Annotated in this window: 15 protein-coding genes; 6 read left to right on the forward strand and 9 right to left on the reverse strand. The window is 74.4% G+C overall.

Annotated elements, in window-relative coordinates:
- Positions 1-50: 50 nt before the first annotated feature.
- Together dapC and fdxA are read right to left on the reverse strand one after the other, a co-directional pair.
- Positions 51-1217 (reverse strand): succinyldiaminopimelate transaminase, encoded by a 1167-nt coding sequence (gene dapC / locus LN652_RS07975; protein WP_329958471.1) that lies wholly within the window; start codon positions 1215-1217, stop codon positions 51-53.
- A complete protein-coding gene (fdxA, locus tag LN652_RS07980; protein WP_121138392.1) occupies positions 1214-1540 on the reverse strand; it encodes a ferredoxin in 327 nt (108 codons plus the stop codon). Before fdxA ends, dapC begins: the two co-directional genes overlap by 4 nt.
- 66 nt (positions 1541-1606) lie before the next feature.
- On the opposite strand from fdxA, the gene LN652_RS07985 reads away from it, so the two are divergent.
- Positions 1607-2518, forward strand: a complete 912-nt coding sequence (locus LN652_RS07985) for a GNAT family N-acetyltransferase (RefSeq protein ID WP_230444133.1) — start codon at positions 1607-1609, stop codon at positions 2516-2518.
- Here LN652_RS07985 and LN652_RS07990 read toward each other — a convergent pair.
- The gene (locus LN652_RS07990) at positions 2505-3458 is read right to left on the reverse strand and encodes a DUF389 domain-containing protein (RefSeq protein ID WP_230444134.1); all 954 of its coding nucleotides are present in this window, start codon (positions 3456-3458) and stop codon (positions 2505-2507) included. The two genes, LN652_RS07985 and LN652_RS07990, sit on opposite strands and share 14 nt — an antisense overlap.
- 240 nt (positions 3459-3698) lie before the next feature.
- Here LN652_RS07990 and aspS point away from each other — a divergent pair, with 240 nt between their 5' ends.
- Positions 3699-5000: an aspartate--tRNA(Asn) ligase gene (aspS, locus tag LN652_RS07995; protein WP_230444135.1), complete on the forward strand. Its 1302-nt coding sequence runs from the start codon at positions 3699-3701 to the stop codon at positions 4998-5000.
- Between the two features lie 33 nt (positions 5001-5033).
- On the opposite strand, the gene LN652_RS08000 is transcribed toward aspS, so the two are convergent.
- From LN652_RS08000 to LN652_RS08015, 4 genes are read right to left on the reverse strand one after another with little or no spacing between them, the layout of a single operon-like run.
- On the reverse strand, positions 5034-6788 hold the full coding sequence (locus LN652_RS08000) for a VanW family protein (RefSeq protein ID WP_230444136.1): 1755 nt from the start codon (positions 6786-6788) through the stop codon (positions 5034-5036).
- A gap of 9 nt (positions 6789-6797) precedes the next feature.
- Positions 6798-7127 carry a hypothetical protein gene (locus LN652_RS08005; protein ID WP_230444137.1) on the reverse strand — a complete coding sequence of 110 codons (330 nt, stop codon included), beginning with the start codon at positions 7125-7127 and terminating at the stop codon, positions 6798-6800.
- The gene (mshB, locus tag LN652_RS08010) at positions 7124-8032 is read right to left on the reverse strand and encodes an N-acetyl-1-D-myo-inositol-2-amino-2-deoxy-alpha-D-glucopyranoside deacetylase (RefSeq protein WP_230444138.1); all 909 of its coding nucleotides are present in this window, start codon (positions 8030-8032) and stop codon (positions 7124-7126) included. Before mshB ends, LN652_RS08005 begins: the two co-directional genes overlap by 4 nt.
- Positions 8033-8037: 5 nt before the next feature.
- Positions 8038-8331 (reverse strand): hypothetical protein, encoded by a 294-nt coding sequence (locus LN652_RS08015; RefSeq protein ID WP_230444139.1) that lies wholly within the window; start codon positions 8329-8331, stop codon positions 8038-8040.
- Positions 8332-8629: 298 nt separating this feature from the next.
- On the opposite strand from LN652_RS08015, the gene LN652_RS08020 reads away from it, so the two are divergent.
- Both LN652_RS08020 and LN652_RS08025 read left to right on the forward strand, forming a co-directional pair.
- Entirely contained in the window at positions 8630-9628 is a 999-nt protein-coding gene (locus LN652_RS08020) for a hypothetical protein (protein ID WP_230444140.1), read from the forward strand.
- Between the two features lie 207 nt (positions 9629-9835).
- Entirely contained in the window at positions 9836-11005 is a 1170-nt protein-coding gene (locus LN652_RS08025; RefSeq protein WP_230444141.1) for a hypothetical protein, read from the forward strand.
- 18 nt (positions 11006-11023) lie between these two features.
- Here the strand turns inward: LN652_RS08025 and LN652_RS08030 are convergent, their stop codons facing one another.
- A complete protein-coding gene (locus tag LN652_RS08030; RefSeq protein WP_230444142.1) occupies positions 11024-12310 on the reverse strand; it encodes a cytochrome P450 in 1287 nt (428 codons plus the stop codon).
- Positions 12311-12348: 38 nt separating this feature from the next.
- Between LN652_RS08030 and LN652_RS08035 the strand changes: the two genes are divergently transcribed.
- Positions 12349-12681, forward strand: a complete 333-nt coding sequence (locus tag LN652_RS08035) for a DUF3054 domain-containing protein (protein WP_230444143.1) — start codon at positions 12349-12351, stop codon at positions 12679-12681.
- A complete protein-coding gene (locus LN652_RS08040) occupies positions 12668-13885 on the forward strand; it encodes an MFS transporter (RefSeq protein ID WP_230444144.1) in 1218 nt (405 codons plus the stop codon). The genes LN652_RS08035 and LN652_RS08040 overlap by 14 nt, the downstream gene beginning before the upstream one ends.
- A gap of 206 nt (positions 13886-14091) precedes the next feature.
- Here LN652_RS08040 and LN652_RS08045 read toward each other — a convergent pair whose 3' ends face one another.
- On the reverse strand, positions 14092-14292 hold the full coding sequence (locus tag LN652_RS08045) for a hypothetical protein (RefSeq protein ID WP_230444145.1): 201 nt from the start codon (positions 14290-14292) through the stop codon (positions 14092-14094).
- Between the last annotated feature and the right edge of the window lie 14 nt (positions 14293-14306).

Consider the following 14306-nt stretch of genomic DNA (forward strand, 5'->3'; position numbering starts at 1 on the left):
TCGCCCGGCACCAGGTCGACCAGCCTGCCGCACCGGGGGGCGGCGGGAGGTCACCCGGCGAGGCGGGAGACCGCGGCGGCGACGCGCTCGTCGGTGGCGGTGAAGGCCACTCGGACGTGCCGGCGCCCGGCGGCGCCGTAGAAGTCGCCGGGCGCGGCGAGGATGCCGCGGTCGGCCAGCCAGGCGACGGTGGACCAGCAGTCCTCCGCGCCGTCGTCGGTCCGGCGCTGGGCCCAGAGGTAGAGCGAGGCCTCGGAGTGGTCGATCGTGAAGCCGGCGGCCTCGAGCGCACCCTTCAGCGCCGCGCGCCGTGCGGCGTAGCGGGCGTGCTGCTCCGCGACGTGGGCGTCGTCGGCGAGCGCCGCGACCATCGCCCGCTGCTGCGGACCGGGCATCTGCAGGCCGAGGTTCTTGCGGACCGCGAGCAGCTCGCCGACCAGCGCGGGGTCGCCCGCGAGGAACGCACACCGGTAGCCCGCCAGGTTGGAGCGCTTCGACAGCGAGTGGACGGCCAGCAGGCCGTCGAGCGACCCGCCGCTGACCTGCGGGTCGAGGATCGAGAGCGGACGCTCGCCCTCCCACGCGCACTCGATGTAGCACTCGTCGGAGACCAGCACGGTGCCGCGCTCGCGGCACCAGTCGACGACCTTGCGCAGGTGGTCGAGGGGCAGCACCCGGCCGCTCGGGTTGGCCGGGCTGTTGAGCCACAGCAGGCGGGGCGTGCGCGGGCCGAACGCGGTGAGCGAGTCGGTGGCGAGGCTGTCGGCGCCGGCCAGCGCCGCGCCCACCTCGTAGGTCGGGTAGGCCAGCGCGGGGTAGCCCACGAGGTCGCCCGGACCGATGCCGAGGTGGAGCGCCATCGAGGCGATCAGCTCCTTGGAGCCGGTCACCGGCAGCACGCCGTCGAGGCCGAGGCCGGTCACGCCGTGCCGTCGCGCCAGCCAGTCGATCGCCGCCTGCCGGGTGGCCTCGAGACCGATGGTCGTCGGGTAGCCGGGCGAGTCCGCCGCGGCCCGCAACGCCTCCTGCACGACCTCCGGGGTCGGGTCGACGGGAGTGCCGACCGAGAGGTCGACGATCCCGTCGGGGTGGGCGCGGGCCGTGGCGGCGTGCTGCGTCAGCTTGTCCCAGGGGAAGTCAGGCAGGCGCTGCGAGACCTTCCGGTGGTCTCGTGAGGGTCGCTGGGCGACCTCCTCGACCAGCGGAAGGTCGGTCACTCGTCGTGCTCCTGCGGGGGGAGCGCGGCGACCAGCGCGTGGTCGGCGTCGATGACGCCCATCTTCGCCGCGCCACCCGGGGAGCCGAGGTCGTCGAAGAAGTGGACGTTGGCGTCGTAGAAGCCCTTCCACTCCTCCGGGGTGTCGTCCTCGTAGAAGATCGCCTCGACCGGGCAGACCGGCTCGCAGGCACCGCAGTCGACGCACTCGTCGGGGTGGATGTAGAGCATCCGCTTGCCCTCGTAGATGCAGTCGACGGGGCACTCGTCGACGCACGCGCGGTCCTTGAGGTCGACGCACGGCTGGGCGATGACGTAGGTCACCAGGTCCTCCTGAAGACGGCTGAGCACGGACGGGTCCTTCAACGCGCTCACTCTAGTATCCGAGCCGTGGACGACACGCCGGAACCCCAAGCCGTGGGCAGGCACGCGCTCGGACCGCACGTGGTGGGTCGGCGGGTGGTGGTCCGCCACCTCCTGCCCGACGGCCGGGCGAGCGACGTGCTCGGGACCTGCACCGCGTGGGACGGCACGACGTTGACCGTCGACCGCGACGGCCACGGTCCGGTGACGGTCGCGCTCGCCGACGTGGTGACCGGCAAGCCCGTGCCGCCGCGCGCGTCCGTGCGGGCCCGGGTGTCCGCCTCGGAGGTCGAGCGGCACGTCGAGGCGCTGTGGTCGCAGGTCACCACCGAGCCGCTCGGCGCCTGGACGCTGCGCGCCTCTCCCCCGCACGGCGGCCGGCTTCGCCGCCGCGGCAACTCGGTGCTGGCGATGGAGGACCCGGGTCTCGGGTGGGCCGACGTCGCGTGGCGGGTGCGGGAGTTCTACGCCGCCCGCGACCAGGCACCGCTGGCGCAGGTACGGCTCGGCTCACCCGAGGAGGAGCGCCTCGCGACCGTCGGCTTCACGCCCACCGGGTCCGGCGACGCCCACGCCCAGCTCGCGCCCGTCGCCCAGCTGGCCCGGGCGACGCGCGGCGCGGCGAGCGACCTGCCGGCGCGGCTCGAGGAGGCCACGACCGAGGCGAGCGTCGTGCTCGGCGACGGCGCCGCGCGCGGTCGCGGCGTGCTCTCCGGCGACTGGCTGCTCGTCGAGGGCCTGGAGGTCGACCCCGGACACCGACGGCGCGGGCTGGCGACGTACGTCCTCGCCGAGCTCGTCGACTGGGGCGCCTCGCAGGGGGCGCGGACGGCGATGCTGCACGTCGAGGTCGTCAACGAGGGCGCGCTCGCGCTCTACGAGCGGCTGGGGTTCCGGACCCACCACACCAACCGCTACCTCGCCCTCACCCGCGGCTGAAGAGGCGCTGCGAGGCGCGCAGCACGCGCGCCCACAGCAGGCGCTGGAGCACCAGCACGACCACGCCCGCGATGACCATCCCGGCGATGTTGACGCCGAGCTGGGCGATCGAACCGCGCATCTCCGACGGCGCCCAGGTGCCGAGCGCGAGCGCCAGGTTGCCGGCCGCCGGCACGGTCGTGACGGAGATGAAGACACCGACCATGGCGTTGGCGCGCGCGGTCGTCATCGCCAGCACGCCGGCGGCACCCGCGATCAGCGCCACGACGAACGACCAGCGGTCGGGGTGCCAGATGAAGCCGGTCTGCGGCCGCGGCCGGGTCACCATCTCGGTCGTGACCAGCCCGGTCAGCGAGGCCACGAGGCTGAGCAGGGTGACCACCGCGATCGCGATGGCGAAGCTCAGCACCAGCAGGCGCAGCGCGCGCCAGGTCAGCCCCGGCCGGCCGAACACCAGGCCCGTGGCGATGGCCGCCACGGTGCCGAACTCGGGACCGACGACCATCGCCCCGATCACCAGCACCGAGGAGTCGGTGATCACCGCGATCGCGGCGAGCAGGGTCGCGAGGGTCAGGAAGACGTGGAAGGACACCGTCGGGCGGCTCGCCGAGTAGCACTCGTCGATCACCGACTCCCAGATGACCGCGTCCTCCGGGTCGCCCGGCGCCGTGCGCTCGAGGTGGCGGGCCGCGGCGAACGGCGTCGCCGTCGGCGTGGTGACGACGATGCCGCCCGTCTCGTGCAGCCCGAGCGCCTTCAACCGGTCGAGGACCTCCCCCACCAGCTCGCGCGCGACGTCGCACTCCACCAGGTCGCCCTCGGGCGAGCGGGAGGCGCCGGCGAGGACCGTCAGGTTGGCGGAGCGGTGGTGGTCCTCGAGCAGGGCGACGACGTCGTCGCTCAGGTCGGTCGGGACGGTGAGCCGCAGGTGCACGAGCATGCGCGGATCCTAGGAGCCGAAACCGGTTTGCGGTGGACCGGCGGGGTCCGCCACGATGGCGCCGACGGGTGCGGGGCCTGACGAACCCCCTGCCTCCCGGTCCGCCGGGGCGCAGCGCAGCACCCGTCCGTGCGTACGACGTGACCGACGAGAGGCCGGTGTCCCACCGGCAAAGGTGTGGTGGCACCGCGACCTGGCCCCCGCCCACACCTCCAGGGCTCCACCCACCTGGAGGATTTCATGAGAACGCTCTGCCACGACCTGACCGCCGCGACGCCCGGGACGGAGGTCGTCCTCGAGGGCTGGGTCCACCGCCGCCGCGAGCTGGCGCGGGTCACCTTCCTCGTGGTGCGCGACCGCAGCGGCCTGGCGCAGGTGGTGCTGCCCGCCGGCAGCACCGTGCCGCCCGAGGAGACCACGGTCCGGGTCACCGGCACCGCGACCGCCAACGCCCAGGCCCCCGGCGGGGTCGAGGTCACCTCCGCCGTGGTCGAGGCGCTGACCGACGACGCGCTCACCCCGCCGGCCGAGCTCTGGCGACCGGCCCTCGACGTGTCTCTGCCGACGCTGCTCGACCACGCGCCGGTGCTCTGGCGCCACCCCGCACAGCGCGCCCGGTGGGAGCTGGCCGCCGCGTCCCTGCGCGGGTTCCGCAGCACGCTGGACGGGCTCGGCTTCACGGAGATCGCCACGCCCAAGCTGGTCGGCTCCGCGACGGAGTCGGGGTCGTCGGTCTTCGAGGTCGACTACTTCGGGCGCCCGGCCTACCTCGCCCAGAGCCCGCAGTTCTACAAGCAGCAGATGGTCGGGGTCTTCGAGCGGGTCTACGAGGTGGGGCCGGTCTTCCGCGCCGAGCCGCACGACACCGTCCGGCACCTCGCGGAGTACCGCTCGCTCGACGTCGAGCTCGGCTTCGTGCGCGACCACCGCGACGTGCTCGCCGTGCTGCGCGAGGTGCTGGCCGGCATGGTGGCCGCGGTCACCGAGCGCGAGGACGCGGTCGTACGCACCGGGGCGCGGGTGCCGCTGGTCCCCGACGAGATCCCGGTCATCCACTTCGCCGACGCGCTCGCGCTGGTGGGCGCCCCGGCCGACGAGCCCGACCTCGCCCCCGAGCACGAGCGGGCGCTGGGTGCGTGGGCGCTCGCCGAGCACGGCAGCGACTTCGTCGCCGTCGAGGGCTACCCGATGGCCAAGCGGCCGTTCTACACCCACCCGTGGTCTCGTGACGGCGCCGGCGCGCCTCCTCGACCGACGGAGCCTGCGCGGTGGTCGAACAGCTTCGACCTGCTCTTCCGCGGCCTCGAGCTGGTCACGGGCGGCCAGCGCCTGCACCGCCCCGGCGACTACGAGCAGGCGCTGCGGGCGCGGGGCGAGGACCCGGAGACGCAGGCGGCGTACCTCCAGGCGTTCCGGCACGGCATGCCGCCGCACGGCGGCTTCGCGATCGGGCTCGAGCGGTGGGTCGGCCGGCTGGTCGAGGCCGCGAACGTCCGCGAGGTGACGCCGTTCCCGCGCGACCTGCACCGACTGGCGCCGTAGGTCCGGCGACGCCCGCCCGGCGCCGCCGGCGGCTCAGCCGTCGGTGGCGTTCGGGTTGGTGCAGATCACCGTGTCGCTGGGGATGTAGGTCGTGCTGAACGTCTCGGGGTCGCGCTGCTCGGTGTTCTTCCCGGCCGGCTCGAAGTAGCGCACGACGTCGATGTCGAAGCCGCCGTAGCCCTCGTTGGGGTGGCACTCGACGGTGTCGATGCGGCGCGTCTTCGGCTGGGTGAGGTTGTGCTCCTTGCCGGTCGTGGTGGTGATGTCCCACCACTTCGTGGAGTACATGCTCACCGTCGCGACGCCCTGCGACGTCGGGGTCGACGGGGTGACGTCGGCCTCGATCAGCACGCCGTAGGGGGTGTCGTTGCGGAACCGGAGGTCGACCGAGCCCCAGGCCACCGTCGCCTCCCGGCCGACCGGGTAGCGGCTGATGTAGAAGCTGTGCGGCTTGTGCTCGACGTCCTCCAGGCCCGCGAAGAACATCGCGTTGAACGTCGTGGTCGCCATCTGGGAGACGCCGCCGCCGAGGTCCTGGACGAGGATGCCGTCGTTGATGATGAAGCCCTCGGTGAAGCCGTTCGCCTCCGTGCGCTCGCCCACGACGTCGTTGAGCGAGAAGGTCTCCCCCGGCTTGAGGAGGGTGCCGTCGATGAGCTCGGCGGCGCGGCCGATGTTGACGTTGCGGTACTCGGCGTAGGGGAAGTAGGTCGGGAAGGTGGAGACGCGCTCCTTGACCTGCAGGGCGCGGGCGTCCTTGGTGGTGAACTCCGGCTGGGCGACCTGCGCGTCGAGCGCGAGCGTGCGCTGGCCCTGCGGCTTCGCCACGACGTCGAGGAAGCCGGCCTCGAGCTGGGCCTGGTCGAAGGTGACGCCGGGCTTGGAGGGGATCACCTGCGGGGTCCCGTCGACGAGCTGGACGGTCGCGTCCACGGGCGCGCCGGTCGTCACCCTGGCGCCGATCACCTCGGCCAGCACGGCCGGGTCGAGGGTCGGGACCAGCTCGCCGTCGGTCGGCACCAGGCTGAGCGCGGCGGTGTAGTCGGCCGGGAAGACCTTGACCGACTCGCCCTGGAAGTCGATGGTGACGGGCGCCGCCACCGCGGGCGAGGCGAACGAGTCGAGCGCCTCCTGGACGTCGCCGGCGTCGATGGCCGGGACCACGTCGGTGGTCTCCAGCGCGACCGGTGCGGGGTCGTCGGCCAGGAACGAGCCGCGCAGCGCCGCGAGCGTGTCGGCCGGGTCGAGCGCCCGGCCGGTGACCGGCGCGGTCCTGGTGATCTCGCCCCCGTCGAACCCGACGGCCCCGTCGACCGCGGCCTCGCCGTGCTGCTCGTCGAGGGTGGCGAGCCACGCGTTGTAGGCCGCGTCGTCGACGACGACCTCGGCCTCGGTGGACTCGCCGCCGGTGAAGTAGTTCCAGAGCCGGACCGGGTCCCAGCTGCGCTCGCCGCCCGCCTCGGCGACCGACGCCTCGTAGTCGACGTCGAGCCCGGCCGCGGCGGGGTCGACCGAGACCGGCCGGCCGTCGACGGTGACCTCGAGGTCACGGGCGAGCTTGTCGGCCAGACCCGCCTGGAGCCGGTCGGCGGCCTCGCCCTGCGGGTGGCCGCCGATGTCCACGCCGGAGACCGTGGTGCCACGCGGGACCCGGTCGCCGGCGATGTAGTGGGCGGCGGCGTACGACCCGCCGAAGAGCACCACCAGGACGGCCAGGAGCCCGACGACGACGGAGGCGCCCGCCTTGTCACGGGGCTGGTCGGCGGACGCGGCGGAGTTCTTCGGCACGCGGCGATTCTAGGAGGCGGGACCGCGGGATCCCGGATCCGCGGCGGACCCGAGCGTCAGCAGCGCCGCCACGAGGAGCACGCCCGAACCCGCCAGGAACGACCATCCCGGCGCGTTCGCCGCGACCAGGAAGCCGCCCGACGGCAGGGCGAGCGCGCCCCGCACGACCGGCACGCACCACCCGACGGCGAAGGCCAGGCGTACGGCCCCCGCGGGCAGCCAGGCGACGACCACGAGGCCGGTGACCAGGGCCAGGGCCAGGCCCCACCAGTGCTGGTGCACCAGCGTGCCGGCCGCGCCGGACACCGCCCCCACGACGAGGGCACCGAGCGTCCTCACAGGCCGGCGAAGAGGTCCTCCTCGAACCCGTCGTCACCGACCTTGCCGGGGGTGCCCTTGACCAGGCGGTAGTACTCGTCGGACCACCACGAGTGGCCGCTCTCCGCGCCCGAGAAGAAGTGGCCGTCCTGCTCGACCTGCGTGGCGTGCTTGCGCAGCGCGTCCATCTTGCGCCCGACCGTGGCGCTGCCGTCGATGCGGGCGCTGATCAGCGCGTCTGGGGTCACGAACGGCGGCAGCTTGCCGTCGGGCTCCATGCCCTTGAAGGTCTCGGTGTCGCCCGACTCGCGCAGCTGGCGCAGGCTCTCGCGCATCCGCGACTCACTCATCGCGGTCCAGTAGATCTTCGCGACGTCGTGCGGCTCGCCGAGCTCGAGCCTGTAGGACGGCGCGGCGGCCAGCTGGGAGGCGTACATCGCGACGCGGTGGGCCTGGATGTGGTCGGGGTGGCCGTAGCCGCCGAACTGGTCGTAGGTCACCAGCACCTGCGGGCGGACCTCGCGGATCACCTTCACCAGCTCGTCGGCGGCCTCGGTGAGGTCGGCGGTCCAGAACGCGTTGTCCGGGATCTCCTCGGCCGCGATCGCGTGGCCGTCGGCGTGCCAGGCCATGCCGGAGTCGTGGAAGCGGCCGTAGCCGCCGAGGAAGCGGTGGTCGGTGACGCCGAGGACGGCCATCGCCTCGTCGAGCTCGCCGCGGCGGTGCTCGCCCAGCCCGCCCTGCTCCTCGAAGGCCAGGTGGGACAGCTCCGGCACCAGCACCTCGCCCATCTCGCCCGCCGTGCAGGTGACGAGCGTGACGCCGACCCCCTCGTCGACGTAGCGCGCCATCGTGGCGCCGTTGTTGATGCACTCGTCGTCCGGGTGGGCGTGGACGAGCAGGATCCGGCGGTCGTTGTGCGACATGTACCTCAGCCTAGGTCGGGGCGCTTGACGGTCCTCGGTGCCGTCGGCAGGTCCAACGGCGGGAGCGGGGTCGGGTGTTCCCCGGGCCCGTCGCCGCCCTCGTCGAGCCAGCCGTCGTGGGTGTCGACGAGCACCTCGAGCATGAACGCCGGCGCGTCGCTCACCACCGCCCACGGGTGGTCCTCGTCGTCGTCCTCGCCCGCCAGCCGCTCGCGCTCGACGCGCGCCTCGAACCCGTCCGCCACCAGCCGCGCGACCACCGCCCGCGCGTCGTCCTCGTCGAAGAAGATCGCCCTCACGCCGGCATTCTCCCCCGGCTGCCCGGTGCCCGCCCCTCCCGCCCGGTGCCCGCCCTCCACACCCCCGTCGGTAGTCCGCCCCTCCACACCCCCGCCGGTAGTCCGCTGCGATCGGCCGGTCCCGGGGGCCCCGCCACCGGCCGATCGCAGCGGACTATCGCGAGGGGTGGGGATGGCTGAGGTCGGAAACGCCCACAGCGGGCCGCCGGGCATCCACAGCGCGCGCTCGTCGGGGACGATCCACAGGTCGGCACGCGCGCGGAGGACGCGGCCGCCCGGCATGGCGTCTCGTCGGTCCATGGACCTCCACCGCTGGCACCCACGCTGCGTCCGGCCCTGCGACCTCGTGGCGCCGGTCCCGCGCGATCCCACGGGTGCGCTCGGCCCGACCAGGCACCAGGCTGCCGGCCCGCGTTGGCGCCAGACCTCGCACGGGCTCTACGTCCCGTCGGACGCGCCCGCCCATCCTGAGCAACGCATCCTCGAGCAGGGTTCCAGGATCCGCGCCCACGGTGCGGTGACCGGGTGGGCCTCCCTCCGCTGGCAGGAGGCGACGTTCTTCGAGGGGATCGACCACGCGACCGGTGAGCTGCTGCCGGTCCCCCTGGTCACTGGCGGCCACGACCTCCGCCCCGACGGCCGCGTCCTGCTGTCCAAGGCCCAGCTCGCCGCCGGCGAACGCGAGCTCGTCGCCGGTCTCTGGGTCACCGTCGCGACCCGCGCCGTCTTCGACGAGGTACGCCGGCACGGCGCACTGCGTCAGGGCGTCGTCGACGTCGAGATGGCGATCGCGGCCGGGCTCATGACGATCGGCGGGTTCCGCGCGTACGTCGCCCAGCGCAACGCCTGGACGGCGGTGGCCCTCGTGCGCGACGTCGCTGCGGCCGCGGGCCTGAGGTGCCGGTCACCCCAGGAGGTGCGGATGGCCCTCGTGTGGATGTGGGACGCCGGGCTGCCCCGGCCACTGTGCAACGTCCCGCTCTTCGACCGCTCCGAGCGACTGATCGCGATCGTCGACCTGCTCGACGTCGAGGCCGGCTGCGTGGGCGAGTACCAGGGAGCTGACCACAAGGAGGGTGGACGCCACCGCGACGACGTCGCGCGCGAGCAGCGTCTGCGCGACCACGGGCTCGAGTGCTTCGAGGTGGTGGGCGGAGACCTGCAGGACCGGGACCTGGTCGCGAAACGGATGACGGCCGCGCGGCAGCGCTCGCTGTTCCAGGCGCCGACGCAACGCACGTGGACCCTGCAGCAGCCGGCGTGGTGGGCGGACTGGGCGGCCGCGCGCGGTCTCTGACGCCGATCCGCGCGCCGTGGCGGTGGACAGGAATCAGTAGTCCGCTGCGATCGGCCGCTCGGTTCGCCCGATCGACCGGCCGATCGCAGCGGACTATCGGGAGGGGTGTGGAGGGGCGGGAGGGTGTGGAGGGCGGGCGGGGCGTAGCGGCGGGGTCCCCCCGCGCGGGTGGGGCCGCGCCGTACGGCGGCTGGCTAGGGTCGGGGCATGCGTCCAGCCGGTGACGACCAGCCCGATGCCCGGACACCCGAGGACGGCCAGCCGTGGACCGGGCCCACGGCGGGCGAGCCGGCGTACGTCGAGGGGCTGCACCTCGCGCGCACCGACGAGGACGTGCGCGAGATCGCGGCGCTCGCGGACCTGCTCGGCGAGCCGGCCGGGCTCGGGGGCCTGCTCGACGACCTGCGCTGGCCGCTGCGCCGCGCGCGGGTGGTGCCGCGGCTGCTCGGGCGCGCGGTGCGCGAGGCGTACCGCTGGGACCCCTACGACGAGCGCGACGAGGCGTGGTACCCGCAGGGCATCTCGACCAGCGCGGACGCCTCCGACACCGAGGACGTCGACGGCCGTCGGGTGCTGGTCACCACGTGGTACTCGACGGGCAGGGACGGCGTGAAGCGAGGCTCACGGGTGACCTTCGTCGACCTCGACGCGCGCCGCTACCGCCACGTCCTGCTGGTGCAGGCGGTGCTCGACGACGACGGCACGCTGTCGCTCGAGCCGCTCAACATCCACGCCGGCGGCATCGTCTGGGCGGGCCCGTACCTCCACGTCGCGGCCACCAGCCGCGGCTTCGTGACCGCCCGCGTCGACGACATCATGCGGGTGCCGGGCGACGACGACCACCCGGACCGCTTCGGGATCGAGGGCCGCACCCTCCACTCCTACGGCCACCGCTACGTCCTGCCGGTCCGGTTCACCTACCGCGCCCACACCGACGAAGGCCACGAGAAGCTGCGCTACTCCTTCCTGTCGCTCGACCGTCGCTCGACGCCGCCGGCGCTCGTCGCGGGCGAGTACGCCCTGAAGGCCGGCGCGACGACCCGGCTGGCGCGCTTCCCGCTGGACCCGGCGACCTGGCAGCTCGCGACCGGGGACGACGGGTTCTCCCGTCCGCTGGCGGTCGACGACGGCGGCGTGCGGCAGATGCAGGGAGCCGTCCTCGCGGGCGGGCGCTTCCACGTCACCGTCTCCCGCGGGCCGTGGATGCCCGGCACGATCTGCGCGGGCGAGCCCGGCTCGATGCGCGTGCACCGCTGGGCGCTGCCGATGGGGCCGGAGGACCTCAGCTGGTGGCCGTCCACCGACCGGCTCTGGTCGGTCACCGAGCACCCCCGGCGGCGCTGGATCGTCTCGATGGACCGCCGCCGCTTCGACTGACGCGTCAGGGACGCGGGCTCAGGGACGCAGCGTGGCAGGGAGCGTCTCGAAGCCGCGCAGGATGCGGGTCTCGCGCCGGCGCGCACCCGGTTCGAGCCGCAGGTCGGGGAACCTCTCCCAGATCGCCCGCAGCCCGACGTCGCCCTCCATCCGCGCCAGCTGGGCGCCGAGGCAGTGGTGGCGGCCCGACGAGAACGCGATGTGGTCGCGGGCGTTGGTGCGGGCGACGTCGAACGTCGTGGGGTCGGCGAAGACCTCCGGGTCCCGGTTGGCGCCTCCGAGCACGGCGGTCACCATCGACCCGGCGCGCACGGTCGTGCCGGCCAGCGACGTGTCGCGCTGGGCCATCCGCGCGGTGAGCAGCACCGGCGGGTCGAGGCGCAGCACCTCCTCGACGACGTTGGGCCACAGCGTCGGGTCGGCGACGACGCGGGCGCGCTGGCCGGGGTGGTCGTGGAGCAGGGCGATGCCGTTGCCGAGCAGGTTGACCGTCGTCTCGAAGCCGGCCGCGAGCACCAGGCCGGCGGTCGCCTTGAGCTCGGTCTCGTCGAGGCCGCGACCCTCGTCGCGGACGGCCACCAGCTCGCTGAGCAGGTCGTCGCCGGGCTCGCGCCGCAGCTGCTCGAGGTGGCGGCCCAGCCAGGCGTCGAACTGCGCCAGCGCCCGCGAGACCGAGCGGTAGCGGCGCAGGCCGAGGCCGAAGTCGAGGCTGGGTGCCGCGGCGGACCCGAAGTCGAGCACCCGCGAGCGCTCCGCCTCGGGCACGCCCAGGATCTCCGCGATGACCGTGACCGGCAGCAGCGCGCAGTAGGACTCGACCAGGTCGACCTCGTCGTGGGCGCGGGGCTCGAGGTCGTCGAGCAGCCCGGCCGCGATCTCCTCGGTCCGCTCCCGCAGCCGCTCGACCGCGCGCATGGTGAACACCCGCGTGACCAGGCGCCGGTAGCGGGTGTGGTCGGGCGGCTCGCTCACCAACAGCGACGGCGGCTCGACGGGGTGCAGCGTGCGCGGCGCGGCCCAGCGGGCGACCCGACCGATCGGTCCATGGTCGGTCGGGAAGCCGGTCCGGAAGTCGTCGCTGGTCAGCACCTCGCGCACCGTGGCGTGGCTGGTGGCGACGTAGCCGATCCGTGAGCGGTAGATCGGCCCGCGCGAGCGGATCTCCTCGACGAGGTCGAACACCTCGTCGGTCCCGGTGGCGCCGACCCGCACCAGCCGCGCCTGCAGGTCGCCGCGGTCGGCGGCGCGGCGCAGGATCAGGGTGGGCAGCCCGTGGGCCACCCCCCAGTGGACCGTGGACCTCATGGCCCGACCCTAGCCCCGGGGTGCCTAGGCTCGGTGCCATGTGGCTGCTGATCGACCTCGCCCTGGTGGGGCTGTTCGCCGTCGTCGGCCGGCTGAGCCACTACGGCTCGCTGACCCCCGCCGGCTGGTGGACCACGGCGTGGCCGTTCCTCGCCGGGACGCTCCTCGCGTGGGCCGTGCTGGCGCTGACGCGGCGGCCGCCGGCGGCGCTCACGTCCGGGGTGGTGGTCTGGCTCGGCGCGCTGGTCGGCGGGATGCTGCTGCGACGCGTGAGCGACCAGGGCACCGCCACGTCCTTCGTCGTCGTCGCCACCCTCGTCCTCGGCGTGCTGCTGCTCGCGCCTAGGCTCGGTGCACGTGCCCGACGCTGACTCACGGACCTCCCCCACCCGGACCGCTGCGCGGGCGGTGCCGTACGCCCTTCTGGTCGCGGCCGTCGTCCTCGTCTCGGTCAACCTCCGCCCCGGCGCGTCGTCGCCCGGCCCGGTGCTGGAGGAGGTGCGCGACGGCCTCGGCATGAGCGCGGGCGTCGCGGGCGCGATGACCGGCCTGCCCGGCCTGTGCTTCGGCGTCGTCGGCGCGCTCGCGGTGGCGTTCGCCCGCCGGGTCGGCATGACCGCCGGCATCGCGCTCGGCCTCACCCTCGCGACCGTCGGCCTGCTGCTGCGGGTCACCACCGACAGCGTCCCCGTCTTCCTGGTCCTCACCGTGCTCGCGCTCGCCGGCATGGCGGTCGGCAACGTGCTGGTGCCGGCGTGGATCAAGGCGCACGGCCACGCCGTGGTGCTGATGACGGTCTACGGCACGGGGCTGGTCGTCGGCGGCACCATCGGCTCGCTCGCGACGGCCCCGGTCACCGAGGCGACCGGGTCGTGGCAGACCGGGCTCGGCATGTGGGGGCTGCTGCTCGCGGTCTCGCTGCCGCTGTGGGCGTGGCTCGCCCTGCGCGAGCGCCGCTCCCCGACCGAGCACGAGGTCGGCGACGAGGCGCCGACCGGCCGGGTCGGCCACTCACCGACCGCGATCGCGCTCACCGTCCTGTTCGGCGTGCAGTCGATGCACGCCTACGTCCAGTTCGGGTGGCTGCCGCAGATCTACCGCGACGCCGGCCTGTCCGCCTCGCACGCCGGTGCGCTGCAGGCGCTGCTGTCGAGCATGGGCATCATCGGCGCCCTCGCGATGCCGACGGTGATCGCCCGCGGCCGTGGGCTCCGTCCGCTGACGGTGTCGTTCGGCGTGCTGCTGGCGCTGGGGTACGCCGGCCTGCTGGTCGCCCCGGCCACGGTCCCGTGGCTGTGGGCGCTGCTGCTCGGCCTGTCCGGCCTGGCCTTCCCGACGGCGATCGCGCTGATCACCGCCCGGACGCGCCACCCGTCGGTCACGGCCCAGCTCTCCGGCTTCGTGCAGCCCGTCGGCTACGCGCTCGCCGCGATCGGTCCCTTCGCGGTGGGCCTGCTCCACGACGCCACCGGCGACTGGCACCTGGTGCTCGTGCTGCTCGCGCTGACGTCGGTGCCGCTGGCGCTCGCCGGGTGGCGGGTCGCGGCGCCGACGTACGTCGACGACGAGATCTGAGCCGCCGCGTCCTCCACACCCTCCGGCGTAGTCCGCTGCGATCGGCCGGTCGCGAGGCCCGATCGACCGGCCGTTCGCAGCGGACTACCGGGGGAGGTGGCGCGGGGCTGTGGACGACGGGAACCGAGACGACGGGAACGGAGGCGCCGGCCAGCGCCCGGCCAGCGCCCGGCGGCCAGCGCCCGGCCAGCGCCCGACGGGCGGGCTCAGTCGCGGCTGCTGGCCCCACCGAGGCGGTGGTGGACCGTCACCGGCGCCTCGCCGAGGTGCCCCACGCCGCGTCGCGGCTGCGCACTGCGCGCTGGCAGCCCGGGGCGGGCGCGGTCCTCGGCGTCCCGGCGGCGCTGCCGCCGGTCGAGCCACGCCACGACGACCGCCAGCGTGAGTCCCCCCGTGATCCAGATCACCTCCCGACCGTAGC

Origin of the sequence: Nocardioides okcheonensis, assembly GCF_020991065.1 — a bacterium.
Classification (GTDB): domain Bacteria; phylum Actinomycetota; class Actinomycetes; order Propionibacteriales; family Nocardioidaceae; genus Nocardioides; species Nocardioides okcheonensis.

What these genes read in the sequence shown, in the direction of transcription:
- LN652_RS08030 (WP_230444142.1), bottom strand. Translation starts at nt 12,310, where the DNA reads ATGAGGTCCACGGTCCACTGGGGGGTGGCCCACGGGCTGCCCACCCTG.
- LN652_RS08025 (WP_230444141.1), top strand. Translation starts at nt 9,836, where the DNA reads ATGCGTCCAGCCGGTGACGACCAGCCCGATGCCCGGACACCCGAGGAC.
- LN652_RS08020 (WP_230444140.1), top strand. Translation starts at nt 8,630, where the DNA reads ATGGACCTCCACCGCTGGCACCCACGCTGCGTCCGGCCCTGCGACCTC.
- LN652_RS07990 (WP_230444134.1), bottom strand. Translation starts at nt 3,458, where the DNA reads ATGCTCGTGCACCTGCGGCTCACCGTCCCGACCGACCTGAGCGACGAC.
- aspS (WP_230444135.1), top strand. Translation starts at nt 3,699, where the DNA reads ATGAGAACGCTCTGCCACGACCTGACCGCCGCGACGCCCGGGACGGAG.
- mshB (WP_230444138.1), bottom strand. Translation starts at nt 8,032, where the DNA reads ATGTCGCACAACGACCGCCGGATCCTGCTCGTCCACGCCCACCCGGAC.
- LN652_RS08035 (WP_230444143.1), top strand. Translation starts at nt 12,349, where the DNA reads ATGTGGCTGCTGATCGACCTCGCCCTGGTGGGGCTGTTCGCCGTCGTC.